This window comes from Rhizobium sp. AN73 (assembly GCF_030757975.1).
Classification (GTDB): domain Bacteria; phylum Pseudomonadota; class Alphaproteobacteria; order Rhizobiales; family Rhizobiaceae; genus Agrobacterium; species Agrobacterium arsenijevicii.
Genome location: NZ_JARWME010000001.1, coordinates 1,784,186 through 1,808,873, shown reverse-complemented (window position 1 = coordinate 1,808,873; position 24,688 = coordinate 1,784,186). Strand labels below are relative to the sequence as shown.

21 protein-coding genes, 1 pseudogene and 1 riboswitch are annotated in these 24,688 nt (G+C 59.7%); of the genes and pseudogenes, 16 read left to right on the top strand and 6 right to left on the bottom strand.

What is annotated here, in order from left to right; genetic code table 11:
• The first annotated feature begins 39 nt into the window (after window positions 1-39).
• From RBH10_RS08090 to RBH10_RS08065, 6 genes are all read left to right on the top strand, one after another.
• Window positions 40-744, top strand: a complete 705-nt coding sequence (locus RBH10_RS08090) for a GntR family transcriptional regulator (RefSeq protein WP_281037496.1) — start codon at window positions 40-42, stop codon at window positions 742-744.
• A 335-nt stretch (window positions 745-1,079) separates the two neighbouring features.
• Window positions 1,080-2,156, top strand: a complete 1,077-nt coding sequence (locus RBH10_RS08085) for an ABC transporter ATP-binding protein (protein WP_281037498.1) — start codon at window positions 1,080-1,082, stop codon at window positions 2,154-2,156.
• Between the two features lie 53 nt (window positions 2,157-2,209).
• On the top strand, window positions 2,210-3,445 hold the full coding sequence (locus RBH10_RS08080; RefSeq protein WP_281037499.1) for an ABC transporter substrate-binding protein: 1,236 nt from the start codon (window positions 2,210-2,212) through the stop codon (window positions 3,443-3,445).
• 175 nt (window positions 3,446-3,620) lie between these two features.
• Complete coding sequence (locus RBH10_RS08075; RefSeq protein WP_281037842.1) at window positions 3,621-4,532, top strand: carbohydrate ABC transporter permease; 912 nt, start codon at window positions 3,621-3,623, stop codon at window positions 4,530-4,532.
• A gap of 4 nt (window positions 4,533-4,536) precedes the next feature.
• Window positions 4,537-5,394 (top strand): carbohydrate ABC transporter permease, encoded by an 858-nt coding sequence (locus tag RBH10_RS08070; RefSeq protein ID WP_003500737.1) that lies wholly within the window; start codon window positions 4,537-4,539, stop codon window positions 5,392-5,394.
• 12 nt (window positions 5,395-5,406) lie between these two features.
• A complete protein-coding gene (locus RBH10_RS08065) occupies window positions 5,407-7,401 on the top strand; it encodes an alpha-glucosidase (protein ID WP_281037500.1) in 1,995 nt (664 codons plus the stop codon).
• 77 nt (window positions 7,402-7,478) lie between these two features.
• Here the strand turns inward: RBH10_RS08065 and RBH10_RS08060 are convergent.
• Window positions 7,479-8,767 (bottom strand): annotated as a pseudogene (locus RBH10_RS08060) (pilus assembly protein TadG-related protein).
• Window positions 8,768-8,949: 182 nt separating this feature from the next.
• A riboswitch (TPP riboswitch) is annotated at window positions 8,950-9,052 on the top strand.
• Between the two features lie 128 nt (window positions 9,053-9,180).
• On the opposite strand from RBH10_RS08060, the gene RBH10_RS08055 reads away from it, so the two are divergent.
• Genes RBH10_RS08055 through thiD form a run of 5 tightly spaced genes read left to right on the top strand, consistent with a single transcriptional unit; the run spans window position 9,181 to window position 13,105 of the window.
• Window positions 9,181-9,966: an ABC transporter permease gene (locus RBH10_RS08055; RefSeq protein ID WP_281037502.1), complete on the top strand. Its 786-nt coding sequence runs from the start codon at window positions 9,181-9,183 to the stop codon at window positions 9,964-9,966.
• Window positions 9,963-10,907, top strand: a complete 945-nt coding sequence (locus RBH10_RS08050; RefSeq protein WP_281037503.1) for an ABC transporter substrate-binding protein — start codon at window positions 9,963-9,965, stop codon at window positions 10,905-10,907. Before RBH10_RS08055 ends, RBH10_RS08050 begins: the two co-directional genes overlap by 4 nt.
• A gap of 2 nt (window positions 10,908-10,909) precedes the next feature.
• Window positions 10,910-11,662 carry a hydroxyethylthiazole kinase gene (locus RBH10_RS08045; protein WP_281037504.1) on the top strand — a complete coding sequence of 251 codons (753 nt, stop codon included), beginning with the start codon at window positions 10,910-10,912 and terminating at the stop codon, window positions 11,660-11,662.
• Window positions 11,649-12,311 carry a thiamine phosphate synthase gene (gene thiE, locus RBH10_RS08040; protein WP_281037505.1) on the top strand — a complete coding sequence of 221 codons (663 nt, stop codon included), beginning with the start codon at window positions 11,649-11,651 and terminating at the stop codon, window positions 12,309-12,311. Before RBH10_RS08045 ends, thiE begins: the two co-directional genes overlap by 14 nt.
• Complete coding sequence (thiD, locus tag RBH10_RS08035; RefSeq protein ID WP_281037506.1) at window positions 12,308-13,105, top strand: bifunctional hydroxymethylpyrimidine kinase/phosphomethylpyrimidine kinase; 798 nt, start codon at window positions 12,308-12,310, stop codon at window positions 13,103-13,105. The genes thiE and thiD overlap by 4 nt, the downstream gene beginning before the upstream one ends.
• Window positions 13,106-13,325: 220 nt before the next feature.
• Here thiD and RBH10_RS08030 read toward each other — a convergent pair whose 3' ends face one another.
• Complete coding sequence (locus RBH10_RS08030; RefSeq protein WP_003500727.1) at window positions 13,326-13,784, bottom strand: Lrp/AsnC family transcriptional regulator; 459 nt, start codon at window positions 13,782-13,784, stop codon at window positions 13,326-13,328.
• 127 nt (window positions 13,785-13,911) lie between these two features.
• On the opposite strand from RBH10_RS08030, the gene alr reads away from it, so the two are divergent.
• Entirely contained in the window at window positions 13,912-15,078 is a 1,167-nt protein-coding gene (gene alr / locus RBH10_RS08025; RefSeq protein ID WP_281037507.1) for an alanine racemase, read from the top strand.
• A 7-nt stretch (window positions 15,079-15,085) separates the two neighbouring features.
• The gene (locus RBH10_RS08020) at window positions 15,086-16,342 is read left to right on the top strand and encodes a D-amino acid dehydrogenase (protein ID WP_281037508.1); all 1,257 of its coding nucleotides are present in this window, start codon (window positions 15,086-15,088) and stop codon (window positions 16,340-16,342) included.
• A gap of 52 nt (window positions 16,343-16,394) precedes the next feature.
• Here RBH10_RS08020 and RBH10_RS08015 read toward each other — a convergent pair whose 3' ends face one another.
• Window positions 16,395-17,105: a GntR family transcriptional regulator gene (locus RBH10_RS08015; protein WP_281037509.1), complete on the bottom strand. Its 711-nt coding sequence runs from the start codon at window positions 17,103-17,105 to the stop codon at window positions 16,395-16,397.
• Window positions 17,106-17,282: 177 nt separating this feature from the next.
• Here RBH10_RS08015 and RBH10_RS08010 point away from each other — a divergent pair, with 177 nt between their 5' ends.
• Window positions 17,283-17,786 (top strand): BA14K family protein, encoded by a 504-nt coding sequence (locus tag RBH10_RS08010; protein WP_281037510.1) that lies wholly within the window; start codon window positions 17,283-17,285, stop codon window positions 17,784-17,786.
• 45 nt (window positions 17,787-17,831) lie between these two features.
• On the opposite strand, the gene RBH10_RS08005 is transcribed toward RBH10_RS08010, so the two are convergent.
• Window positions 17,832-19,196 (bottom strand): sigma-54 dependent transcriptional regulator, encoded by a 1,365-nt coding sequence (locus tag RBH10_RS08005; protein ID WP_281037511.1) that lies wholly within the window; start codon window positions 19,194-19,196, stop codon window positions 17,832-17,834.
• 1 nt (window position 19,197) lies between these two features.
• Complete coding sequence (locus RBH10_RS08000) at window positions 19,198-21,039, bottom strand: sensor histidine kinase (protein ID WP_281037512.1); 1,842 nt, start codon at window positions 21,037-21,039, stop codon at window positions 19,198-19,200.
• Between the two features lie 236 nt (window positions 21,040-21,275).
• On the opposite strand from RBH10_RS08000, the gene RBH10_RS07995 reads away from it, so the two are divergent.
• Window positions 21,276-22,622 (top strand): dicarboxylate/amino acid:cation symporter, encoded by a 1,347-nt coding sequence (locus tag RBH10_RS07995; RefSeq protein ID WP_045020780.1) that lies wholly within the window; start codon window positions 21,276-21,278, stop codon window positions 22,620-22,622.
• A 193-nt stretch (window positions 22,623-22,815) separates the two neighbouring features.
• Window positions 22,816-23,253 (top strand): EamA family transporter, encoded by a 438-nt coding sequence (locus RBH10_RS07990; protein WP_281037513.1) that lies wholly within the window; start codon window positions 22,816-22,818, stop codon window positions 23,251-23,253.
• Window positions 23,254-23,309: 56 nt separating this feature from the next.
• Here the strand turns inward: RBH10_RS07990 and RBH10_RS07985 are convergent, their stop codons facing one another.
• Entirely contained in the window at window positions 23,310-24,662 is a 1,353-nt protein-coding gene (locus RBH10_RS07985) for an aspartate aminotransferase family protein (protein ID WP_281037514.1), read from the bottom strand.
• Window positions 24,663-24,688 lie beyond the last annotated feature (26 nt).

Below are 24,688 nucleotides of genomic sequence, written 5' to 3'. Positions count from 1 at the left end.
ATGATGTATCAATTTTTGTTTCGGGGAGGAAACGGCATCATGAAACACACTGGCGGCAGCCTGCCCATGTATCTGCAGATCGCGGAAATGCTGGTGCGCGAAGTAGCGGCAGGCCGATTGATCGACGGGGAAAAGCTGGCGCCGGAGCGCGACATGGCAGCCGATCTCGGCATTGCCGTCGGCACGCTTCGCAAATCACTCGCAGAGTTGCAGGAGCGCGGCCTGCTGGAGCGCGTGCAGGGTTCGGGCAATTACATCCGCGCCGTCAGCGACCCGCAAAGCGTCTACGCCTTCTTCCGTCTCGAGATGATCGAGGGTGGCGGCCTGCCAACGGCAGAGGTTCTGGATGTTGCGCGCCTCGCCAAACCCTCCAGCCTGCCCGTTTTCGGCACGTCGACGGAAGGACACCGCATCCGCCGCCTTCGACGCATTGCCGGCAAACCCGCGGCAATCGAGGAAATCTGGCTGGATGGCTCCTACGTCGACACCATCGCCATCGAAAACATGTCGGAATCCCTTTATCTTTATTACCGCACCCGCCTCAACCTCTGGATATCCAAGGCAGAAGACCGCATCGATCTCGGTGAAGTGCCCGACTGGGCACCGGATACATTCGGCCAAAAAACGGGCGCGACAGTACCCCGCGTGCTGCGATTGAGCCAGGCGCAGGACGGCGCAGTCGCCGAAGTCTCATGGACCTGGTTCGACCATACCGTCGCCCGATACGTTTCTCGCATACGTTGAGTTTGCGGAAAATTCGCGTGATCCACACCGATGGGGAAATTTGACGGCAGACAAGGAAGCCGTAGCCTGTCACGCGACTGATATCGTCGATATATTTCTTTAAATCAACAACTTAATAGTTTTTGATTTCTGTCAGAAATAAAATTGATACACTATTGATTTCCTTTTTGTGAACGGTAATATCACGAACTCAGGGAGACAGGCGTTTCGCCATCCCACGATATCGCCAGATGATCGGGATAAATTTTCGAAAGCGCGATGCGTGGAACATGAAGGTTGATACCGGCTTTTGCGTCCATTCGGATTTTGAACGCGCCGGTCGTGAGGAGGAAAATATGGCTTCGGTCAGCCTGCGCAAGCTGGACAAGAGTTACGGTGCCCTGCGCATCGTCAAGGGCATCGACCTTGAAATCAACGATGGTGAATTCGTGGTTTTCGTCGGCCCTTCCGGCTGCGGAAAATCCACGACGCTGCGCATGGTCGCAGGACTTGAAAGCATCAGCGGCGGCGAGGTCATGATCGGTGAGCGCGTCGTCAACAAGCTTCCGCCGCGTGAGCGCGACATCGCCATGGTGTTTCAGGACTATGCGCTTTATCCGCACAAGACGGTGCGCGAAAACATGGGCTTCAGCCTGAAGGTACGTGGTGTCAGCGCATCGCAGGCCAATGCCAGCATCGACGAAGCGGCAAGAATGCTCGGCATCGAACATCTGCTCGACCGCCGGCCCGGCCAGCTCTCCGGCGGCCAGCGCCAGCGCGTGGCCATGGGCCGCGCCATCGTGCGCCGCCCGCAAGTGTTCCTGTTCGACGAACCCCTCTCCAACCTCGACGCCAAGCTGCGCGGGCAGGTGCGCACCGAGATCAAGCGGCTGCACCAGCAGTTGGGCACCACGATCATCTACGTCACCCACGACCAGGTGGAGGCCATGACGCTGGCTGACCGCATCGTCATCCTGCGCGGTGGCGATATCGAGCAGGTCGGCACTCCGGATGAGGTTTACAACCGACCGGAAAGCGTGTTCGTCGGCGGTTTTGTCGGTGCGCCCGCCATGAATTTCGCCAAGGCGAAGGTAAACGGTGACCGGCTGACATTTTCCGATGGCAATTCCCTGCCGATGGCGGCCATCCGGCCTTCCCGCGAAGCGGCACTCGATGGACGGGAGGTCATTGTCGGCATTCGCCCGGAGCATTTCGGTCCCGCCGAGGGCTTCGATGTCCAGCTGACGGTCAAGGTGCAGGTGGTGGAGCCGCTCGGGTCCGATACGCTGGTGCATTTCAGCCTTGGCGATGCGGCGCTGACCGCAAGGATGCCGCCGCAGCTGAGACCCGCACCCAACGAGGAGCTGAGGATCGGCGTCGATCCGTCCAAGGTCCATCTTTTCGACGTTGCGACGGAACGCTCCATTCACTGACCAGCCGGGGCCGCAACCGGCCCGGCCAAAGATTTATATAACGGGAGGAAAACATGACATTCAAAGCCATCACGGGGGCAGCGCTCTGCGCGACCATGCTCACCTTTTCGGGGCAGGCCTTCGCCGACGCCGAACTGAAGATCTTCGTTTCCAGCCAGCATCAGCCCGACGTCTGGCGCAAGGCAATCGACCAATATGAGGCGAAGACGCCCGGCGTGAAGGTAGTGATCGAGACCGGCGGCAATACGTCGGAAATGCAGGCGCAATATCTCAACACCGTCATGTCGGCCAAGGATTCGAGCCTCGACGTGCTGATGCTCGATGTCATCCGCCCCGCCCAGTTCGCTACGGCCGGCTGGACCAGCGATTTCTCCGGCAAGGATATGTCCGCCTATCTGCCGACCTACGCCGAAGCCAACACCGTGGACGGCAAGATCGTGGCACTGCCCGCCTTCGCCGATTCCATGTTCCTTTATTACCGCAAGGATCTGCTCGACAAATACGGCATCCAGCCGCCGACCACCTGGGACGAGCTGAAAGAAGCCGCCAAGAAGGTGATGGAAGGCGAAAAGAACCCCGAGCTTCAGGGCCTGTCCTTCCAGGGCAAAGCAATCGAAGGCGCGGTCTGCACCTTCCTGCTGCCCTACTGGAGCGAAGGCAAGTCTCTGGTTGAAAACGGCAAGCTGAATTTCGACAACAAGGCCGCCGTGGATTCGCTGAAGCTGTGGAAGAGCTTCGTCGACGAAGGCATTTCCAAGAAGAATATTTCCGAAGTGGCGACCGACGACACACGCAAGGAATTCCAGGCTGGCAAGGTTCTCTTCGCCGTCAACTGGTCTTACGCTTGGACCCATTTCCAGGGCAAGGAATCGCAGGTCAACGACAAGGTCGGCGTCGCCCGCCTGCCGGCCGTCAAGGGCGGTGAGCAGACGACCTGCCTCGGCGGCTGGGAATTCGGTGTTTCGGCCTATTCCAAGCAGCAGGATGAAGCCAAGAAGCTGGTGGAATATCTCTCCGGTCAGGACGTGTCGAAGTTCATGGCCATCAACGCCACATTGCTGCCGACTTATGCCTCGCTCTACAAGGATGCTGATGTCACCAAGGCGATCCCGTGGTTTGCGGATGCCCTGCCTGTCGTCGAAACGGCAAAGGCCCGCCCGGTCACGCCGCGTTACAACGAAGTGAGCGAAACGATCCGCACCACCGTCAACGGCGTGCTTGCGGGCGTGATGACGCCCGAGGATGCCGCAAAGCAGATGGAAAGCCGTCTGCGGCGCGTGCTGCGCTAAGCTTCAAAGCCGGGGAGCGGCATGCCTGCCATGCCCTTTCCGGCCGCTTTGACCTGACCAGTGAAAATCGCCTGAGCGGCGCAATAAACGGGCCGGGTCTGAACCGGTCCGATCGGGAGACGATGACGTGAATTCAGTTGCGGGAGTGGCAGACGTGACGATGCCGGAAAGAACGATGGTCAGGGTGGACGAGAAGAAGCTGCCGCGATGGACGCGGTGGCTCGATCTCGGCGACCGGTCGCTTGCCGTGCTTTTGCTGGCGCCTGCGGCCATTCTTCTTTCGCTTATCATCGTTTATCCGGTGGCGCGGCTGGTCTACACCTCGTTTTTCAGCCTTTCGCTGACCTCCGGCCTGCCGGCGGAATTCATCGGTTTTGAAAACTATACGGCGATGCTCGATGATCCGATTTTCTGGGAAACAACCTGGAATACGGTGCTGATAACGCTAATTACCGTGCCGGGCGCTCTGTTCATGGGTCTCGGGCTGGCGCTCCTCGCCAACCTGCCCTTTTCCATGCAATGGCCGATGCGCCTGTCGCTGCTCATTCCCTGGGCGCTGCCGCTTTCCTTTGCCGGCCTGATCTTCGCATGGTTCTTCCATTACGAATATGGCGTGGTCAACGATGTGCTGAACCGGCTGGGTTTTGAAGGCGTGATCTGGTTCAACTCACCGAACTGGGCCTTTGCGGCCATCTGCCTGACCATCATCTGGAAGACCTCCTCCTTCATGGCGCTGATGATCCTTGCCGGTCTGCAGACCATTCCGCGCTCGCTTTATGAAGCCGCCGATGTGGATGGCGCCGGCAAGTTCAGGCAATTCTTCGAGATCACGCTGCCGCTGCTCAAGCCCTCGATCGTCGTTGCCCTCATCTTCCGCACGATCACGGCGCTGCAGACCTTTGATATTCCTTACATGATGACCGGCGGCGGACCCGGCACATCCACCACGACGCTTGCCATGTATATTCACCAGAACACCGTTTCCTTCCTCGATCTCGGTTACGGTTCGGCACTTGCGGTCATGATGTTTGCGCTTTCCATGTGCGTCACCGCCGTTTATCTCCGCATCATCCGGACGAAGGACTAATCCCATGAGCACCGTTGCGACCTCCTCCGGTCTGTCTTCCTTCTTTTCCGGCAAGCCGCTGCGCTTCATCGCGGCCTCCATATTGCTGGTCAACGGCCTGTTTCCGGCCATCTGGATCCTGTTCACCTCGCTGAAAACCGAAGCGGAACTGACGGTGAAACCGATCACATGGTTTCCGCATGCGCCGACGCTTGCCAATTACATGCAGGCCTTTTCCGACCAGCCGCTGCATCTCTTCCTCTTCAACAGCTTCATGGTGGCGCTTCTTTCGACCGCACTCACCATTCTGATTTCGGTGCTGGCGGCCTATGCGCTGGCGCGGCTCGACCTCAAATACCGGGCGCTGATCCTCTCGCTCATCATCGCCGTTTCCACCTTCCCGCTGGTAACGCTGCTGGTGCCGTTGTTCGAAATCATGCGCGCGCTCAACCTGCTCAACAGCTGGACGGCGTTGATCCTGCCCTACACCGTGCTCTCCCTTCCGGTCTGCACGCTGATGCTGGTGTCCTTCTTCGAAAGCATTCCGCGCGATCTGGAAAACGCCGCCATGATCGATGGCTGCACTCGCATCGGTGCGCTGTTCAAGGTGGTGGTGCCGCTCTGTGCACCGGGCGTCTTCACCGCCGGCATTCTCGCCTTCGTGAACGCTTGGGACGAATTCCTGCTGGCGCTTTCCTTCAATTCCAATCCCGCACTTCGCACCCTGCCGGTCGGCATCCAGCTTTATCAGGGCGAGTTCGCTTTCCCCTGGCCGGTTATCTCGGCGGCGCTGGTGGTCGGCATCGTACCGGTCGCCATCCTGATCGTCATCTTTCAGGAACGGGTTGTCTCCGGCCTCACTGCCGGCGGTCTCAAGGGTTAAACAGGTAAAATCATGTTATTCGAAAAGACCAGCAACGGCTTCACCCTTTCGATCGGCGGTCGCACCATTCTTTCCCATTCACCCGAAAACCCGGCCTTCTTTGCCGGTTTCGGCGAGGAACGGATGGATATGTATCGCGGCAATTTCGATATCGAGGACTACGTCATCGAACGGACTGCGCTGCGCCATGCCGAAGTCAGCGGCGATAGCGTGACGCTTTCTTCTGCGCCCGGACAGGCACCGCGCCTTCACCTCACGCTGGAAGGCAACACCATCAGGTTCACGGCGCTGGATGAAACCATCAACCGCCTGTGGCTGCGGGTCGTTGCGGATGCGGATGAGCATATCTGGGGCGGCGGCGAGCAGATGTCCTATTTCGACATGCGCGGCCGCCGTTTTCCGCTCTGGACGTCGGAACCCGGCGTTGGCCGCGACAAGACCGCCGAAATCACCTTCAAGGCCGATGTCAGCGGCAAGGCGGGTGGCGATTATTACAACACCAACTACCCACAGCCGACCTGGCTTTCCTCACGCAAATACGCACTGCATGTGGAAACGAGCGCCTATTCGGTCTTCGATTTCCGCAACGACGATTTCCACGAAATCGAGATCTGGGCGATCCCTGAGCGGATCGAGCTTTTCGCGGGCGACGCCTTTACCGATATCGTTTCGGCCCTGTCGCTGCGGTTCGGACGCCAGCCGGAACTGCCGGAATGGGTTTATAATGGCGCGATCATCGGGTTAAAGGATGGCGCCAACTCCTTTGCCCGGTTGGAAAAAATCCGCTCCGCCGGAACCAGGGTTTCCGGTCTGTGGTGCGAGGATTGGGTGGGGCTTCGTCAGACATCCTTCGGCGCCCGGCTGTTCTGGGACTGGCAGGCCAATGACGTGCGTTATCCGCATCTGCGCCAGAAGATCGCCGAGCTTGCCGATCAGGACATCCGCTTTCTGGGGTATGTGAACCCCTATCTCTGCGTCGACGGCCCGCTTTTCCCCGTGGCCGAGGCGGCCGGTTATTTCGCCACCGGCGCGGACGGCAAGACGGCGCTGGTGGATTTTGGCGAGTTCGATTGCGGCGTGGTCGATTTCACCAATCCGGCCGCAGCCGATTGGTTTGCCGAAGAGATCATCGGCAAGAATATGCTGGATTTCGGCCTTTCCGGCTGGATGGCCGATTTCGGCGAATATCTGCCGATCGACATCACGCTGTCGAACGGCATCGACGCCAAGCTGATGCACAATGCCTGGCCGACACTCTGGGCCGAAGTCAATGCAAAGGCCATCGAAAGCCGCGGCAAAACCGGCGAGGCGCTGTTCTTCATGCGGGCGGGCTTTACGGGCGTGCAAGCCCATTGCCCACTGCTGTGGGGCGGCGACCAGTCCGTCGATTTCTCCCGCCATGATGGTCTGGTTACCGTGATCTGCGGTGCGCTGTCCTCCGGCCTTCTCGGCAACGCCTATCACCATTCTGATATCGGCGGTTACACCAGCCTGTTCGGCAATGTCAGAACGCCGGAACTCATCATGCGCTGGGCGGAAATGGCCGCCTTTACCCCGGTCATGCGCACGCATGAGGGCAACCGCCCGCGCGAAAATCTCCAGATCGATCAGGACGAGACAGTTCTTGGCCATTTCGCCCGCATGACGGCGATCTATGTCGCACTCGCGCCCTATCTGAAATCGCTCTCCACGGAAGCGGCGCAAACCGGCCTGCCGGTGCAGCGCCCGCTTTTCCTGCATTACGAGAACGACCGGCAAACCTATGCCATTCAGGACAGCTATCTCTATGGTGCCGAAATGCTCGTCGCACCCGTGTGGAAGGCAGGGGAAACCCAGCGCACGCTTTATCTTCCGGGCGAAGGAGAATGGGTACATCTGTGGAGCGGTGCGCGGCATGCGGGCGGGCGCGAAATCACCGTTGATGCTCCGATAGGCCAGCCGGCCGTCTTCTACCGCGCCGGGACGCCCTTTGCTGCGCTATTTGAACAGCTTCGCAGTCTCGGTTGAAGCATCACCTTCCTGCCATCCCTGCAAAAAACGCCGCAAATATTGCGGCGTTCGAGAGATGTTTCAACAGGTAGTCATCAGCCCGTCAGGCGTGGCGATGTGATGGCTTTCTTGAACAGAGCCGTCATCGCGTCGCTGATACCCTGTGATGGGCTCACCTCGAAATACAGTCCCGGGGAAGCACAGCTTTGCATGCGCGAGCCGATTTCCGACTGAAAGGGCTTTATCCAGCTATTGTACCAGTCATTCGTCGGAAGCGGCAGATAGGTGGTATAGAGCACGGCGATACGAAAACCCTTTTCTTTCAGCTTCGTACAGGCCTTGATGTCGATCGGCTCCTGACAGCGGCCCCCGTCAGTTTTTTCGTGCAGGAGGAGGGCTTGTAACTGTCGCCAACACCATCTGAAACGAAAAAGATCACCTTGTCCGGGTTTGCCGAGCTTGCGCCCGTGCCCGAGGTTCCGGCCTTATCTCCGATCTGGGACAGAGCGCGGTCGAAGTCGGTTTGCTGGTCGTTATTGTATCCCTGATAGGGAATGGACATCAGGTTGATTTCACCCGCTTTTTTCTTCGCAGTCTCCAGATCCGAGGTCAGCGGAACGACCTCAAGCAGCTTCGTGTCCTCCGCCCGCTCCCCGAAGGTATAAACAGCCATGCGATATTGATTGCTGCTTTTGCGGGTGGTTTTCGCTGTATCCATCAGACTGGCGGTTGCTTTGGCGACCACGTCGATGCGCGTCGTAACTCCGAGTTTCTTGGCCTTGAAATAATAGCTGTTCGGGTCCGCCACGCCGTCTTTCACGATGTGACAGGCAAAAGCGCACTGATCGCTCGTATTCGCAACCAGGGTGGCAACATCCTGGGGTGTGGCGCCCACTCCCATGGAAGGCGTATTGTCCAGCAGAAGATAGAAATCGCTAAAGGTTTCCGTCTCATATTTCGCCGTGGCCGTGCCGCCAACCGAGATGAAATCCTTGCCCAGAACCCCGGAGAGTGTCGTGCTTACCGATGCCTTGAAGCTGACGGATGACTCGACCACATTACCGTGCTTGGTCACCGAGACATCGACAGACGTAATGCTGTAATCGGTATTTCCCCGCTGGTTGTCATCAAAGAATGCCCGCGCCTCGTCATTGCCGACGTTAATGACACCGTCGCCCGACATCTTCTTTGCCGCCTGAACACTTGCGGACATATCTGCGACTGCCGCAAGTGCTGCGGAATCCGCCGCCTGTTGCAGATCGGCTTTGACCGACATGCCACGCGTAACATCAAGCGCCACACCGGCAGCCCCGCACAGAGGCACCATGAGCAACGCGGTAAGAATGCCAAAATTTCCCGATTTCTCTTGCCAGAAGTTTTTCAAGTTCGCCCCCAACCATTCTGGAAGCGGAAACTAATACAGCGGAATTGAAAAAGCGGTTTCAATAGATAACTAATTTTTGATAAACTTAATATAATCAATAACTAATATGCATTCGACAAATCAGCCCGTATTCGCGTTAAAGTTCAAAGTTGACATTACTTCAAAACCCTCCTAGCAAATCAGTCTCTTCCGAGGGGAGCACCTGACGGTGCTGAGATGGCGATGAGCCGGACCCTTGAACCTGATCCGGGTCATGCCGGCGTAGGAACGGAAACTGTCGCGCTTTTGAGGTGCCGCCCTTTCTCTTCTCCGCTTTGCCCGGATCTCCGTGATCGCCACAGCTGGAGACCGAATGATGATGCTGAAACCTCCTGCCTTTCCTATACGGTACGGTTACGTCTGAGGTCCGGCCGATGCGTGCCTCCCATGCGCTGAAGGGCGTCGTTCTTCTTTTAATCATCTGGCAGGCGGGTATCTGGCTGTTTGCGCCACCCCGCTACATCCTGCCCTCGCCCGCCGATGTCGCCGCCGCGTTCCAGCGCCAGCCGGGCTTCCTGTTCGGACAGGCCATGGTGACGCTCAGCGAAATGGCCGTCGGGCTTGCGACCGGTATCACCGCCGGCATTCTGGTTGCCTTTACAATTGCAGCCATCCCGCGTTTTGGTCGCCTCGTCTGGCCCATGATTCTCGTATTGCAGGCGTTTCCCGTCTTCGTGCTCGCCCCCATACTCGTGCTGTGGTTCGGTTTCGGCATGGCCTCGAAAGTGGTCATGACGGCGATCATCATCTTTTTTCCCGTCGCATCGGCCTTCACCGACGGTCTCAACCGCACGGATCGCACGATCCTCGATGCCGCCTCGCTGACGGAGGCGAGCCACTGGCAAATCCTCACCCGGCTGCGCGTGCCGCTGGCGCTTCCCTCGCTCATTTCCGGGCTGCGGGTCGCCGCACCGCTCGCCCCGCTTGGCGCCGTCATCGGCGAATGGGTGGGCGCATCCTCCGGGCTCGGTTTCGTCATGATCCAGTCCAATGCCCGCATGCAGACCGACACCATGTTTGCCGCCATGGCCATACTCGCCGTTATGGCCGTGCTGCTGCGGCTTATCGTCGACCGGGCGACAGCCAATCTGGCCCCCTGGGCCAAAGAAACAGAACACCTCATTCCTTTCAAACATTTGCGGAGATTTTCGGCACCATGAAACGAACTCTTCTTTCCCTCGTCGTCGCGGCAGCAAGCGTGTTTGCGCCCGTGCAATCGCAGGCGGCCGACAAGCTTACCGTGCTGCTGGAATGGTTCGTGAACCCGGACCACGCTCCGATGGTGATCGCCAAGGAACGCGGCCTGTTCACAGATGCGGGGCTGGACGTTGAGCTGGTTCCGCCTGCGGACCCATCCGCCGTGCCGCGTCTCGTCTCGGCAAAACAGGCCGATATCGGCGTTCACTACCAGCCGAACCTTTATCTCGACCACGATGCCGGGCTGCCGCTCGTCCGTTTCGGAACGCTGGTCGAAACGCCACTCAACACCGTCACCGTTCTGGCCGATGGGCCGATCAAGAGCCTGAAGGACCTGAAGGGCAAGAAGGTCGGTTTCTCCGTCTCCGGCTTCGAGGATGCGATGCTGAAGCGGATGCTGGAGAAGGACGGACTGACGAAAGACGATGTGGAACTCGTCAACGTCAATTTCTCGCTCTCGCCTTCGCTGATCGCAGGCAAGGTGGATGCGACGCTTGGCGGTTTCCGCAATTTCGAACTGACGCAGATGAAACTTGAGGGCCACGAAGGCCGCTCGTTTTTCCCCGAGGAACATGGCGTACCCGCCTATGATGAGCTGATCTTCGTCACCCACCGCGATTCTGCCAAGGACAACCGCCTGCCGCGTTTCCTCTCCGCCGTCGAGCAGGCCGCGATCTTCATCACCAATCATCCGCAGGAATCCTGGCAGCTTTTCATCAAGGCCTATCCGAACCTTGACGACGCGCTGAACAAGCAGGCGTTTTTCGACACCTTGGCGCGTTTCGCCAAGCGTCCGGCCGCACTCGATCGCGCCCGCTACGCCCGATTCGGTGAATTCATGCGAGACATGCAACTGATCAAGCAGGCGCCGACGGCCGAAGACATCGCCGTGGAGCTGCAATAACCATGAACGGAACCTCGACGACAGACTTTCCCACAGCGGCAAAGGCCGCAGAGATCCTCGAAAGGGTGAGGCAGGTGCGCCCGCGCGTGCATTGCCTGATGAACACCGTGGTGCAGAAATTCACCGCCGACGGCATTACTGTCGTCGGTGGCATTCCCTCGATGACCACCTCGCTCGAGGAAATCGGCGCTTTCGTGACGAAAGCCGATGCGGTGACGATCAATCTCGGCACGCTCGATGCAGACCGGCGCAAAGTCATCCGGTTTGCCGTCGAGATCGCCCGTGCAGCGGGCAAGCCGTGGATTCTGGATCCTGTACATTGCGACTATTCGCCATCGCGGCTGGCATTTGCGCGTGACCTGATCGCACTTGGCCCGACCATCGTTCGCGGCAACAGCGCCGAAATGAGCCTCATCGGCAATGTTGCGAATGCGGTGAGGATAGAGACCGGACCGGTCGATCAACTGCGCGACGCCACCCGTAGTGTCAGAATCGTCAACGGCCACCCGTGGATGGCGAAGGTGACGGGCACCGGTTGCCTTTCGGGGGGTGTCATCGCCGCCTTCATGGCGGTGGAGAAAGATGCGTTGACGGCCGCGGCCTCCGCCCTTGCCGTCACAGGAGTGGCAGCCGAACTGGCAGCAAAGAATGCCAAAGGCCCCGGCACGTTCGAGCCGGCGTTTCTGGATGCGCTTTCCGAAATTTCCGGAGAGGAGATAACACAACATGCAAGGATCGAGCATGAACAAGGTTGATTACCGCCTCAACGCGCTGGTCGATGCGAGCCTCGGCGATGTTGCGCCCCTCGCCGAGCTTGCTCTGGCTGCCGCACTCAATGGCGCGACCATCCTGCAATATCGCGACAAACACGCTTCGACCCGGGAAATGATCGAAAACGCCCGCGCCATTCACGAGGCCATCGCCGGCACCGGCGTGCCGCTCGTCATCAACGACCGGGTGGATGTAGCGCTCGCCTCTGGTGCGGACGGAGTGCATCTCGGTGCGGACGACATGGACGCCAAAACCGCCAGACGCATTCTCGGCGAAAAGGCGATCATCGGCCTCACAGTCAAGAACCGGGCCGATGCCGAACGGGCCGCCTCCATGCCTGCCGATTACGCCTGCATCGGTGGCGTGTTCGAAACGGTCTCCAAGATCAATCCCGACAAGCCGGTCGGTATCGACGGTTTTACAATGCTGCGCGCCCTTTTGCACGAATGGCGGCCGGAAATGCCGGTGGGCGCCATCGCCGGCATCGATCTTGCCCGCGTGCCGTCCGTCATCGCCGCTGGCGCGGATGGCGTCGCGATCATCTCGGCCATATTCCGGGCGGGCAATATTGCCAACGCAACCAAAGGCTTCCGTGCGGCAATCGACACATCGCTGAAAGCGAGACAGCCATGACATCAATTGCATTGACCATTGCCGGCTCCGATAGCGGCGGCGGCGCAGGCATCCAGGCGGACATCAAGACCTTTTCGGCGCTCGGCGCCTATGCCGCCAGCGTCATCACCGCCATCACCGCCCAGAACACCAAAGGCGTGACGGCAGTGGAGGATATTTCCGTTGCCACCATCGTCGCGCAGATGGATGCAGTTTTTTCCGATCTCGCCGTAAATGCGGTCAAGATCGGCATGGTCTCACGGATCGAAACCATAGCGGCCATCGCCGCACGGCTTCGGCTGCAAACCCAGCCGGTGGTGCTTGATCCCGTGATGGTGGCCACTTCAGGCGACCGGCTGCTGCATGCGGATGCCATCGAGACATTGCGACTTGACCTGTTGCCGCTCGCCACCATCGTCACGCCGAACCTGCCCGAAGCAGCGCTTCTGACCGGTACGCCGATTGCAGACACCGAGGCGGAGATCACCCGTCAGGCCGAGATGATCCTGAAGGCGGGCGCGAAAGCCGTGCTCATCAAGGGCGGCCATGGCGACGGGCCGCAGAGCACGGATTATCTGTTCGCAGACGGCACCGTACAGGCGCTTTCCGCACCCCGGGTGGACACGAAAAACGACCACGGAACGGGCTGCACGCTGGCAGCGGCGATTACGGCTCATCTCGCTATGGGCCATGACTTGGTGGAGGCGGTTGGCCTTGCGAAGGATTATCTGAATGGGGCGCTCGATGCTGGTCGGGGGCTTGCCGTCGGTCAGGGTCGGGGGCCGGTGCATCATTTTTACCGGTGGTGGGGGTGAAGGTATTGGTGGGCGCGGAGTGCGCAGCCACCCCCTCTGTCCTGCCGGACATCTCCCCCTCAAGGGGGGAGATCGGGTGGGGCGGCCACTCGTTTCCTCGCAACCGTTTCACTATCGATACAGTCGCTTACTGAATGCGGTGAGCAAGCCGCTTGTCGATCTCCCCCCTTGAGGGGGAGATGTCCGGCAGGACAGAGGGGGGTAAGCCCCACACTCGACGCTACCGCGCCTTCGGCGTCGCCAACACATTGCGGATCGCAAAACTCGAATGAATCCGCGAAACCCCCGGCAGCTTAGATAAAATCTCCTTATGGATGCGCTCGAAATCACCCGCACTTTCCGCCTCGCAGCGCAGGAAATAATCCGATCCGCCCGTCATCAGATAACATTCGCGAATTTCCGGATAACGCCGCACCGCGTTTTCAAAACGGTTGAGAAAATCCTCCGTCTGGCGGTCGAGCGTGATCTGGACGATGACCGAGATCACCTCGCCGCCCGCAAGGCCACTGGTGAGCGCCGTATACCCCCGGATGATGCCTTCCCGCTCCAGAATATCGACCCGGCGAAGGCAGGCGGAGGCCGAAAGGCCGACTTCCGCGGCGAGCTTCGCATTGCTGATGCGGGCGTTGAGCCGAAGCAGGCGAATGATGTGGCGGTCGGTCGCATCGAGTGACGACATAGAAAATTCCAATACGACAAGGAAAGTTGCGTAGATTGAAATTTTATCGCATTTTCTTCGAACAATAGCCAAGAAATTCGATAATCGTTGCAATACTCTCATATGATAAAAATGAGGGTGAACGACCATGGACATGCAGATCAGCCGCCAGCAGGCAGCCGGTGGTGCAAGCGGCCATCTGACCATCGATCTTGGCGCATTGCGCGACAATTATCTGGCGCTTGCGGCAATGGCCCCGGCCTCGCAAACCGCAGCGGTCGTCAAGGCCGACGCCTATGGCCTCGGCGCGGATATCGTCTCGCAGCCCCTGTTCGAAGCGGGCTGTCGCAATTTCTTCGTTGCCCACATCGATGAGGCACTGGCGCTGCGACTGCGTCTTTCGGCGGAAGCCAGAATTTTCGTCCTCAACGGACTTCAACCCGGCAACGAGACCTCCTGCGCCGCCATGGCCGTCACCCCGGTTCTGAACTCCCTTGAACAGATCACCCAATGGGCGGCCCATGCAAAAAAGCTTGGCAAAACGCTCACCGCCGCGGTGCAGATCGATACCGGCATGTGCCGTCTCGGATTATCACCCCAGGAGCTTGAAGTCCTCGCCACCAAGCCGCAACTGCTTAATGGTATCGACATCGCCTTCGTGATGAGCCACCTCGCCTGCGCCGACGAGCCGGATCATCTCTCCAATGCTGCGCAGCTCTCCGTGATGAAGAAGGCCGCCATCGCTTTTCCGGACGCACCCGTTTGTTTTTCCAACTCCGGCGGCATCTTCCTGGGCAATGACTATCACAACCACCTGCTCCGCCCCGGCATCGCGCTTTACGGCGGCGCGCCCTCCGTTACCCGTCCCAATCCGATGAAGCCGGTCGTCCGTCTGGACGTCGCCGTCATCCAGACCCGCGACGTTCCCGCCGGCTCGCTAGTTGGGTACGGCGGCTCCTTCGAAGCAGCCGGACCGACGCGCCTTGCGACAATTGCGGCCGGTTATGCCGATGGTCTGCCGCGCTCGCTCAGCAATCGCGGCGCGGCATGGTACAATGGCATTCGCCTGCCAATTGCGGGACGCGTTTCCATGGACAGCATCATTCTCGATATATCCGCCCTGCCTGAAGGCGCATTGACGCAGGGCAGTCGCGTGCAGATGATCGGGCCAGACCAGACGCTGGAAGACATTGCCGAGGATGCGGGCACGATTGCCTATGAAATCCTGACCGGCCTCGGACGCCGTTACCGCCGCAGCTACATTCAACCGGGCGAAACCCCGGCCATTGCTTCAACATCTGTCAGCCATAAGTGAGACGATCATGAACGTCACTATCCTCGGAGCCGGCGTCGTCGGCGTGACATCCGCCTGGTATCTGGCCAAAGCCGGACACAAGGTGACGGTGATCGACCGCCAGCCGGCCGCAGCGCTGGAAACCAGCTTCGCCAATGCGGGTGAAGTTTCCCCCGGCTATTCCTCGCCATGGGCCGCCCCCGGCATCCCGATGAAAGCCATGAAATGGCTGTTCATGAAACATGCGCCGCTCATCATCCGCCCGACTGCCGACCCGGCGGCATGGCGCTGGATGAGCCAGATGCTGCGCAACTGCACCTCGGCGCGTTATGCCATCAACAAAAGCCGCATGGTGCGTGTTGCCGAATATAGCCGCGATTGCCTGATGGCTCTGCGCGAGGAAACCGGCATCGAATACGACCAGCGCATGCAGGGCACGCTAGAAGTGTTCCGCACCCAGAAGCAGTTCGACGCCATCGGCAAGGATGTGGACGTGCTGACGGCGGGCGGCGTGCCTTTTGAAATTCTCGACCGCGACGGCTGCGCCGCCATCGAACCCGGTCTTGCACCTTCGAAGGAAAAGATCGTTGGTGGACTGCGCCTGCCCGGCGATGAGACCGGCGACTGCTTCATGTTCACCACCGAACTTGCGCGTATGGCTGAGGAAGCGGGCGTCACCTTCATCTACGATACCGGCATCATGCGCCCCATCGTCGAAGCGGGCCGCATCAAGGCAGTAGAAACCACCAAAGGGCTGGTGGAGGCCGATATTTTTGTGGCGGCGCTCGGCAGCTATTCTCCGCAATTCGTGCGCCAGCTTGGTCTCGATCTACCGGTCTATCCGGTCAAGGGTTACTCGATCACTGTTCCGGTGGTGAAAGAGGAGCGCGCGCCCGTTTCCACGGTCATGGATGAGACCTTCAAAGTGGCGATCACCCGGCTTGGCTCGCGCATTCGCGCCGGGGGCATGGCGGAAATCGCCGGTTTCAGCAAGGATTTGCCGGAAGCAAGACAGGAAACGCTGGCCCATTCGGTGGAAGACCTGTTCGGCGGTGCGGGCGATCAGAGCCAGGCGAAATTCTGGTGCGGCCTGCGGCCAATGACGCCGGATGGCACGCCGGTTATCGGCGCTACCCGCTACAGCAATCTTTATCTCAACACCGGCCACGGCACGCTCGGCTGGACCATGTCCTGCGGCTCGGCTCGTGTGCTTGCCGATCTCATCAGCGGGAACAAGCCGGAGATCGACACACACGATCTGGCCCTCAGCCGTTACGCGGCCTGACGCACGGCAGAAACATTGGTCCTCGTCTACAATGCCGGGGATCAATGGCCGATCAGAGCGCCAGCGCATCCTTCAGCGCCAGGCCTTCCTTCATGCGAAGATCAAGATCGGCCTCGATATGATCGAGATGGTGAAGCATCAGCGCGCGGGCCTTTGCCGCATCCTTCGCTTCCAGCGCATCGAGCAGATCGGCATGGTCGTTGTGGCCGCAGCTTGAAACACCTGAACGCCCATAAAGCGCGATGACCAGCGACGAACGGGCGATCAGTTCGTCCATGAACTTTTCAAGGATCGCATTGCCGGCAAGCGAGGCCAGCATCAGGTGGAAATCGCCCGACGCCTTGATTTCCGCGCGTCTGGCGCTTGGGCCACGCTCGTGCTGATGGCGGGTCTCCTCTACCAGATGATCCCGCAGCTGCTTCACCGCCGCAGGCGTCAGCTTCCCGATGGCCGCATCGACAACACCGGGTTCAATCAGCCGGCGCGAGGCAAAAACCTGCCGCGCCTCATCCGGTGTGGGATTGGAGACAAACGCACCGCGGTTGCGTTCGGCCTTTACCAGCCCCTCATAGGCCAGCATCTGAAGTGCGGCGCGCACCACCGTGCGGCTGACATCGAACAGCGCTCCCACTTCCGATTCCGACAGCTTCGTTCCCGGTGCGAGCCGCCGGTCGACAATGGCGTCGCGCAGCGTATCGCGAATGGCCTGGGCGCGGTCTTCATGCGATGAATCGGAATTGACGGTTATGTGGGCAAGGCTCATGGGCGTGTCCTGTTTGTTCCAGAGTTCTAGCGCGAAGCGCGGCACAGGCAAACAGGAATTGCGGACCGCCACCGGCCCGCCACAATTCATTCAGCGCGCGTTCAGCAGGGGCGCTATATTTCTTTAACCATCGAATTTGCAACTGGCAGCGCCTTGCCACCTGGATGGAAGAAGACCATGTCGTCCTTTGCAGCTAAAACCGTTCTGACGATCGCCGTCGCCGCAGCGACCATCGTTCCCTTCAACAGCGCCTCTGCCAGTGACTGGGGTCGTCGTGACCGTCGTGATGCCGCCATTCTGGGTGGGGTTCTCGGTCTTGCCGCCGGTGTCGCCGTCGGCTCCGCAATGTCCCGCCCGGCACCCGTGGATGATGAGCGCGTCTATATCGACCCGCCCCGCCGCTACGAACCGAGCTACGTCTATGAAGAGCCGGATTATCAGGACTACCAGCCGCAGCCGGTTTATCGTCCTGCCCCCGTTTATCGCCCGGCACCGGTCTATCGGGCGCAGCCAGTTTATGACAGCCGCCCGGTATACGGTCAGCGTCCCACCTATCGCACCATCGAGCCGTGGACCAACGCCTGGTACGACTATTGCTCGCAGCGCTACCGGAGCTTCAACTCCCGCACCGGCACCTATGCCGACTACGACGGCCAACGCCATTTCTGCGTAGCGGGCTGATCCGATTACCGAGATGCTCGGGCCTGTCCCGAGCGTCTCGTCTCCTCACACCGCACCGTTCTTGACATAATCCGCCCGGTTGATGCCGTGGCGTTGCAGCTTGTCGTAAAACGTCTTGCGGGCAATGCCGAGCGTGGCGATCGTCTCCGCTACATCGCCGTTCGATTGCACCAGCGTTTCACGGATGATGCGCGCCTCTATCTGGTCCATGCGTTCCGGCAGGGTGCCGGAAGCCGAGACAGCGGTTTGCGAAACAGGCGTCTCCGGCGCTTCCATCTCCAGCCCCAGAACCACCCTTTCGGCGAAATGCCCAAGCTCGCGCACATTGCCCGGCCAGTCATGGTCGTTGAGGCGACGGGAAACACCGGAACTGATCTGCGGCACCGGCAGGTTGAACCGGTTGGCAGCCTTGGTCACGAAGTGTGAGAACAGCAGCGGAATATCCGCCTTGCGTTCGCGCAGCGGCGGTATCGACAGCGTCACCACATTCAGCCGGTAATAGAGATCCTCGCGGAACGTGCCACGCTCGGCCGGATCACCGAGATCGACTTTCGCCGCCGCCACCACGCGAATATCGACCGGTCTTTCATCGTTCGAACCAAGCGGCGAAACCTCGCGCATTTCCAGAACGCGCAGCATCTTCACCTGCACGGCAAGCGGCATGCTTTCGATCTCATCCAGAAACAGCGTGCCGCCGCTGGAGTGTTCGATGCGGCCGACGCGTTTTTTCTGCGCACCGGTGAAAGCACCCGGCTCATGGCCGAAAAGCTCGCTTTCAATCACCGTTTCCGGCAGCGCCCCACAATTCAGCGCCACGAAATTGCCCTTCGAGCGTTTTTTACTCCAACGGTGAAGCGCGGTTGCCACGACTTCCTTGCCGCTGCCCGTCTCTCCTGCCACCAGCACATCCACATCCGTATCGGCAATGTGCCGCAGCGTGGTGCGCAGGCGTTCCATGGCCGGCGTCTGCCCAATCAGCGGCAGATCGTCCTCCGCCTGCCCCGCCGCCCGGCGAAGTGCACGGTTTTCCAGCACAAGGCGACGCTTTTCCAGCGCCCGGCGGGCACTCTCCACCATGCGTTCAGCCGGAAAGGGCTTGGCAATGAAATCATAGGCGCCATTGTGAAGCGCATCGACCGCCATCGGCACATCGCCATGGCCGGTGATGAGAATGACCGGCAGATCGGCATCGATCTTGCGGACATGGTCGAAGAACTCCAGCCCGGTCATGCCGGGCATGCGTACATCGGTGATGATGACGCCATCGAAATCCTCGTTCAGCGCCGCAAGCGCCTGCTCGGCACGCGAAAAGGAGGTGACCGGCAATCCGTCGAGTTCCAACGTCTGCACCATCGCCTTGCGCAGCTGGGAGTCGTCATCCACCAGGAATATGGTTCCATCTACCGTCATGTCATGCTCGCTTCAGATATACGGAAAAAGACGTACCCGCCCCGCTGCTCGTCACCTCGATACGACCGCCATAGTCGGAGGCGATATCGTTGGAGATGACGAGACCAAGACCAAGGCCGCTTTCCTTGGAGGTGTTAAAGGGCGAAAAAAGCTGGGCGCGGATGGCTTCGGGAATGCCCGTGCCATTGTCGCTAACCGAAAGCACCACCATGTCGCGTTCCTCGCGCACACGCACCTCGACGCGGGCGGAGCCAATCTCTTCAGTGGCTTCCAACGCGTTTTGCAGAAGGTTGATGAGGATCTGCTCCAGCCGGATGCGGCTGCCGAGCACCTTCAGATCCTGATCCGGCAACACGATATCAAGCGCATCCATCTGGCCGGAAAAACGGCTGCGCAACAGCATGACCGCGCCTTCGATGACAAGTTTGAGGCTGACCGGCTCGGCGGCGGTGCGGCCCTTGCGGGCCAATATCTTCAGATCGCCGGTAATGGTGCCTATACGCTCGGTCAGCGCCGCGATGTTTTCGAGATTTTCGTCGGCCTCCGACATGCGGTCGCGTTTCAGCAGGGTGCGGGCATTGTCGGCAAAGGCGCGGATCGTCGCGACCGGCTGGTTGATCTCGTGCGCCACACCCGCCGCCACCTGCCCCAGAATCGAGAGGCGGTTGGCCTGCACCAGTTCGTGCTGAACATTGCGCAACTCGCCGGTGGTCTTTTCGTGCAGGGCGATTTCAGCCTGCAGATGGTCGCGGGTCTTCGTCAGGTCGCGGGTCCGCTCCTGCACCTTCATTTCCAGTTCAGTGCGGGCGCGCTGTTCCTCTTCCTTTTCCTTGAGGGCCTTGTGCCTGCGCCACAGCCAAAGTGCCGAAAGCGCCATCAGCGGCATCAGCGTCGCCAGCGCCACCACCCTGCCCTCGCGGATGGCAGCGTTCAGCGCCGGTGCCACCGGTTGAAGATAATGCAGGGTCCATGAGGTCGTCGGCACCGGCACTTCCAGCCGCAGATAATCACCGCGCTCGCGTGCGGGTTCGTCGACATGGACAAGCGGAACGCCATCCTGCTGCGGCCGCGATGCCCGGAACGGCAACGTCGAAAGCGCTTCGTTACCGAATTGCAGGCTTTCGGAAATGGCTTTCCGCCGCGCCTCGTCAATCGGCGCAACAGTCTTGAAGCGCCATTCCGGCACGCTCGTCATCAGCACGACACCGTTACCATCAACCACATAGACCGGCCTGCCACCAATGTTCCAGTCTGCTTCCAGCCGGTTGAACTCGACCTTGGCGATGACGACCCCAAGCGGTCGCCCGTCGGCGGCGTCGATACGACGGGAGATGTAAAGACCCGGACGGCGGCTGACGTTACCGAGCGCATAATGCTCGGACATGCCGGTTTTCATCGCCGCCTGAAAATATTCGCGGAAGGCATAATTGGAGCCGACGAAGCTGTCGTCCTGCCGCCAGTTACTGGAGGCGATGGTCAACCCACCCGGCCCGGTCACGTAGATCACCGAGGATTGCGTGCCTTCGATCAGCCCCTCCAGCTTGCGGTTCAGCCGGTCGATGGCGGGCGCACCACCGCCGTCCAGCGCCGCGGTAAGATCGGGATCACCGGACAGAACCAGCGGAATGGCTCTGGGTCGCTCCAGCGCGACATTCAGAAGCGCGATCTTGAGTTCCGCATCCGTGGAAGCTTCAAGCCCCGTCGTCCGCATCGCCTGCGTACGGGCAAACTCATCGGCGACCAGAAAAACGCCAAGACTGACGAGCAGCCACAGGCCGGCCAGAGCCAGCCACTGTGCCCGCCGTTTTGCCTGGGAATGAGATGCCTGCTCTTCATGGGTCATACGGCAATTGTGCGGATTTACACACAAATCACAAGGGATTTTGTCCGGATATCTACACAAATGCCTGTGAGCCGGCACAGCATCAATAAAAAGTACTTTTTAAATCAGCCAGTTACACCAAATAAGCAAGTCTGGCATGCGTATTGCACATGACTCCTCAATCGGCGCGAAGCCGTCAACGACACGGCGATCCCGGGAGGCCAATTAAGGCAGGGTGAGACCGAGGAGGAAAAAACATGATCGATACGACAGCCGTGGCCGCAGGCCACGCCAAGCAGCCATTCTACAAGCACCTGTATTTCCAGGTTCTGGTCGCCATCATCGCCGGTATCGCGCTCGGCCATTTCTATCCGGCTTTCGGTGAGCAGCTGAAGCCGCTCGGCGACGGCTTCATCCGTCTCGTCAAGATGATCATCGCTCCCGTCATCTTCCTCACCGTCGCAACCGGCATCGCCGGCATGAACGACATGAAGAAGGTTGGCCGCGTTGCCGGCAAGGCCATGATCTACTTCCTGGTGTTCTCAACGCTCGCGCTCATCGTTGGCCTCATCGTCGCCAACACCGTGCAGCCGGGCGCCGGCATGAACATCGATCCGTCCACGCTGGATGCCAAGGCTGTCGCGACCTACGCCGACAAGGCACATGAGCAGACCATCACCGGCTTCCTGATGAACATCATCCCGACCACCATCGTCGGTGCATTCGCCAGCGGTGATATCCTGCAGGTGCTGTTCTTCTCCGTGCTGTTCGGCATCGCGCTCGGCATCGTCGGCGAAAAGGGCAAGCCCGTCACCGATTTCATGCATGCCATGATGTATCCAATCTTCAAGCTGGTCGCGATCCTGATGAAGGCCGCCCCTATCGGTGCTTTCGGCGCCATGGCCTTCACCATCGGCAAATACGGCATCTCGTCCGTCACCAACCTCGCCATGCTGATCGGTACCTTCTACATCACGTCAGCACTGTTCGTGTTCGTGGTTCTCGGCGCCGTCTGCCGTTATAACGGCTTCTCCATCGTCGCCCTCATCCGCTACATCAAGGAAGAGCTGCTGCTGGTTCTCGGCACCTCGTCCTCTGAAGCCGCCCTGCCGGGCCTGATGAGCAAGATGGAAAAAGCGGGCTGCAAGCGTTCTGTCGTCGGTCTCGTCATCCCCACCGGTTACTCCTTCAACCTCGATGGTACCAACATCTACATGACGTTGGCGGCTCTCTTCATCGCGCAGGCGACAGGTATTCACCTGTCCTTCGGCGAACAGATCCTGCTGCTGCTCGTGGCAATGCTCTCGTCCAAGGGCGCGGCTGGCATCACCGGCGCAGGCTTCATCACGCTGGCCGCAACGCTCTCCGTCGTACCTTCGGTTCCGGTTGCCGGCATGGCGCTGATCCTCGGCATCGACCGCTTCATGTCGGAATGCCGCGCACTCACCAACTTCGTCGGCAATGCGGTGGCAACCATCGTTGTTGCCCGCTGGGAAGGTGAACTGGATGAGGAGCAGCTCGCCCGAGTGCTGAGCGGCAAGGAAGAATTCACCGGCATCGCCGATGTGGCTTCGCTTCCGGCTTCGGTTCAGCCCGCCGAATAAACACGACCTCCCAAGGTCCAGCCTGTCTCGGTTCTGTCCGGGCAGGCTCTCGCATGAAGGCCGGCGCATCGGATCGATGCGCCGGCCTTTCATCGTTTGAAGTCTCAACAACTGCGGAAAACAGTTTTTATCGCCCTGCCGATGCTGTAGGCCAGATCGAGCAAAACGAATGCGAAGAACGGAGTAGGCCCGCATGAAGAACCTGTTTCTGGCCTGGCAATTCTGGGCGCTGTTATCGGCAGCTTTTGCGGCATTGACCGCCATTTTCGCGAAGATTGGCATCGAAAACGTCAATTCCGATTTCGCCACCTTCATCCGCACCATCGTCATCATCGCCGCTGCGGGCCTGATGGTTTATGTCACCGGCAACTGGCAGCAGCCCTCCACCATATCGGCCCGGACCTGGATCTTTCTCGTGCTGTCGGGTCTGGCGACCGGCGCGTCGTGGATATGTTATTTCCGGGCGTTGAAAATCGGCGATGCCGCCCGCGTCGCCCCCATCGACAAGCTCAGTGTCGTCTTCGTCGCCGTCTTCGCGGTTCTGTTTCTGGGGGAAAAGCTGTCTCTGCCCAACTGGCTGGGCGTGGCGCTGATCGCCTGCGGCGCGGTGCTCGTGGCGTACCGGGGATAGGTTAGCGAACAGCAATGCCCGGCCGGACAAACCGGCCGGTACAATGGTCAACGCCATCAGCCGCGTGCGGCTGCTACCTTGTCGAGACCGCACTTCACGCCCGCAAACAGGTCGTCCAGCTGTTCGGACGTGATAATCAGCGGCGGGCAAAAGCAGATGGATTCGCCGATCGGGCGAGTGATCACGCCTTCTTCCTCAATACCTGCGGCAATGGCGAGCGTCGCGTCGCCCGGCTTCGTGCCCTCCCAGGGCTTTATTTCCAGAGCACCGAGAAGACCGACGCCGCGCGCAGAATGCACAAGCGGGTGATCGGCAAGTGCCTTCAGATGATCGAGGAACTTTCCTTCCAGCCGCGCGACATTGCCGACCAGATCACGCTCCTGAATGATCTTCAGGTTTTCCAGACCCACCGCCGTCGCGACCGGGTGACCGGATGCGGTATAACCATGCCCGAAGGAGCCGATGCGGTCGGACTCGTCGGCGATCGGCTGGTAGAAATCGTCGTTCATGATGAGCGCCGAAAGCGGCATGTAGGATGAGGATATCTGCTTGGAAACGACAAGCACATCCGGCTTGATGCCATAGGTCTCGCAGGCAAACATCTTGCCGGTGCGACCAAAGCCGCAGATCACCTCGTCCACGACAAGCAGAATGTCGTATTTCTTCAGGATCGTCTGCACGCCCTCCCAATAACCTTCAGGCGGCAGAAGAACGCCGCCGGCACCCATCACCGGCTCACCCCAGAAGGCGGCGATGGTGTCGGGGCCTTCGCTGAGGATCATATCCTCCAGTTCCTTCAGGATACGCGCGGTGAAATCCGCTTCGCTTTCGCCGTCCCTGCCGAAGTGCACATAGGAAGGGCAGGCCGTATGCAGCATGCGCTCCAGCGGCAGATCGAAGCTTTCATGATTGCGCGGCAGACCGGTAAGCGAGGCGGAAGCGATCGTGACGCCATGGTAACCCTTGACGCGGCCGATGATCTTCTTCTTGTCCTTTTTGCCCAGCGCATTGGAGCGATACCACACCATCTTGACGGCAAGATCATTCGCCTCGGACCCCGATGAGGTGAAATGCACCTTCGACATCGGCACCGGCGCAAGCTTGATCAGCATTTCGGCAAGGTCGACGGACGGGCCATGCGTCTTGTAGGAAAAGGTGTGGTAATAGGGCAGCTTCTCCATCTGTTTCGTCGCCGCTTCCACCAGCCGCTTTTCACCGAAACCGAGCGCCACCGACCACAGCCCCGCCATCGCCTCGATGTAGCGCTTGCCGCTGCTATCAGTGACATAGATGCCCTCGCCGCTTTCAATCACCAGACCGCCGGTCTTTTCGAATTTGCGCAGGTTGACGTTCGGGTGCATCTGGTAGGCGATATCACGTGCCTCGACGGAATTCGGCAGGATGGTCATGGGTAAAAAGGCTCCGTTTCGGTTGG

Coding starts and splice junctions, on each gene's coding strand:
- RBH10_RS08090 (WP_281037496.1), top strand. CDS start 40: ATGAAACACACTGGCGGCAGCCTGCCCATGTATCTGCAGATCGCGGAA.
- RBH10_RS08085 (WP_281037498.1), top strand. CDS start 1,080: ATGGCTTCGGTCAGCCTGCGCAAGCTGGACAAGAGTTACGGTGCCCTG.
- RBH10_RS08080 (WP_281037499.1), top strand. CDS start 2,210: ATGACATTCAAAGCCATCACGGGGGCAGCGCTCTGCGCGACCATGCTC.
- RBH10_RS08075 (WP_281037842.1), top strand. CDS start 3,621: ATGGTCAGGGTGGACGAGAAGAAGCTGCCGCGATGGACGCGGTGGCTC.
- RBH10_RS08070 (WP_003500737.1), top strand. CDS start 4,537: ATGAGCACCGTTGCGACCTCCTCCGGTCTGTCTTCCTTCTTTTCCGGC.
- RBH10_RS08065 (WP_281037500.1), top strand. CDS start 5,407: ATGTTATTCGAAAAGACCAGCAACGGCTTCACCCTTTCGATCGGCGGT.
- RBH10_RS08055 (WP_281037502.1), top strand. CDS start 9,181: ATGCGTGCCTCCCATGCGCTGAAGGGCGTCGTTCTTCTTTTAATCATC.
- RBH10_RS08050 (WP_281037503.1), top strand. CDS start 9,963: ATGAAACGAACTCTTCTTTCCCTCGTCGTCGCGGCAGCAAGCGTGTTT.
- RBH10_RS08045 (WP_281037504.1), top strand. CDS start 10,910: ATGAACGGAACCTCGACGACAGACTTTCCCACAGCGGCAAAGGCCGCA.
- thiE (WP_281037505.1), top strand. CDS start 11,649: ATGAACAAGGTTGATTACCGCCTCAACGCGCTGGTCGATGCGAGCCTC.
- thiD (WP_281037506.1), top strand. CDS start 12,308: ATGACATCAATTGCATTGACCATTGCCGGCTCCGATAGCGGCGGCGGC.
- RBH10_RS08030 (WP_003500727.1), bottom strand. CDS start 13,784: ATGTCGTCACTCGATGCGACCGACCGCCACATCATTCGCCTGCTTCGG.
- alr (WP_281037507.1), top strand. CDS start 13,912: ATGGACATGCAGATCAGCCGCCAGCAGGCAGCCGGTGGTGCAAGCGGC.
- RBH10_RS08020 (WP_281037508.1), top strand. CDS start 15,086: ATGAACGTCACTATCCTCGGAGCCGGCGTCGTCGGCGTGACATCCGCC.
- RBH10_RS08015 (WP_281037509.1), bottom strand. CDS start 17,105: ATGAGCCTTGCCCACATAACCGTCAATTCCGATTCATCGCATGAAGAC.
- RBH10_RS08010 (WP_281037510.1), top strand. CDS start 17,283: ATGTCGTCCTTTGCAGCTAAAACCGTTCTGACGATCGCCGTCGCCGCA.
- RBH10_RS08005 (WP_281037511.1), bottom strand. CDS start 19,196: ATGACGGTAGATGGAACCATATTCCTGGTGGATGACGACTCCCAGCTG.
- RBH10_RS08000 (WP_281037512.1), bottom strand. CDS start 21,039: ATGACCCATGAAGAGCAGGCATCTCATTCCCAGGCAAAACGGCGGGCA.
- RBH10_RS07995 (WP_045020780.1), top strand. CDS start 21,276: ATGATCGATACGACAGCCGTGGCCGCAGGCCACGCCAAGCAGCCATTC.
- RBH10_RS07990 (WP_281037513.1), top strand. CDS start 22,816: ATGAAGAACCTGTTTCTGGCCTGGCAATTCTGGGCGCTGTTATCGGCA.
- RBH10_RS07985 (WP_281037514.1), bottom strand. CDS start 24,662: ATGACCATCCTGCCGAATTCCGTCGAGGCACGTGATATCGCCTACCAG.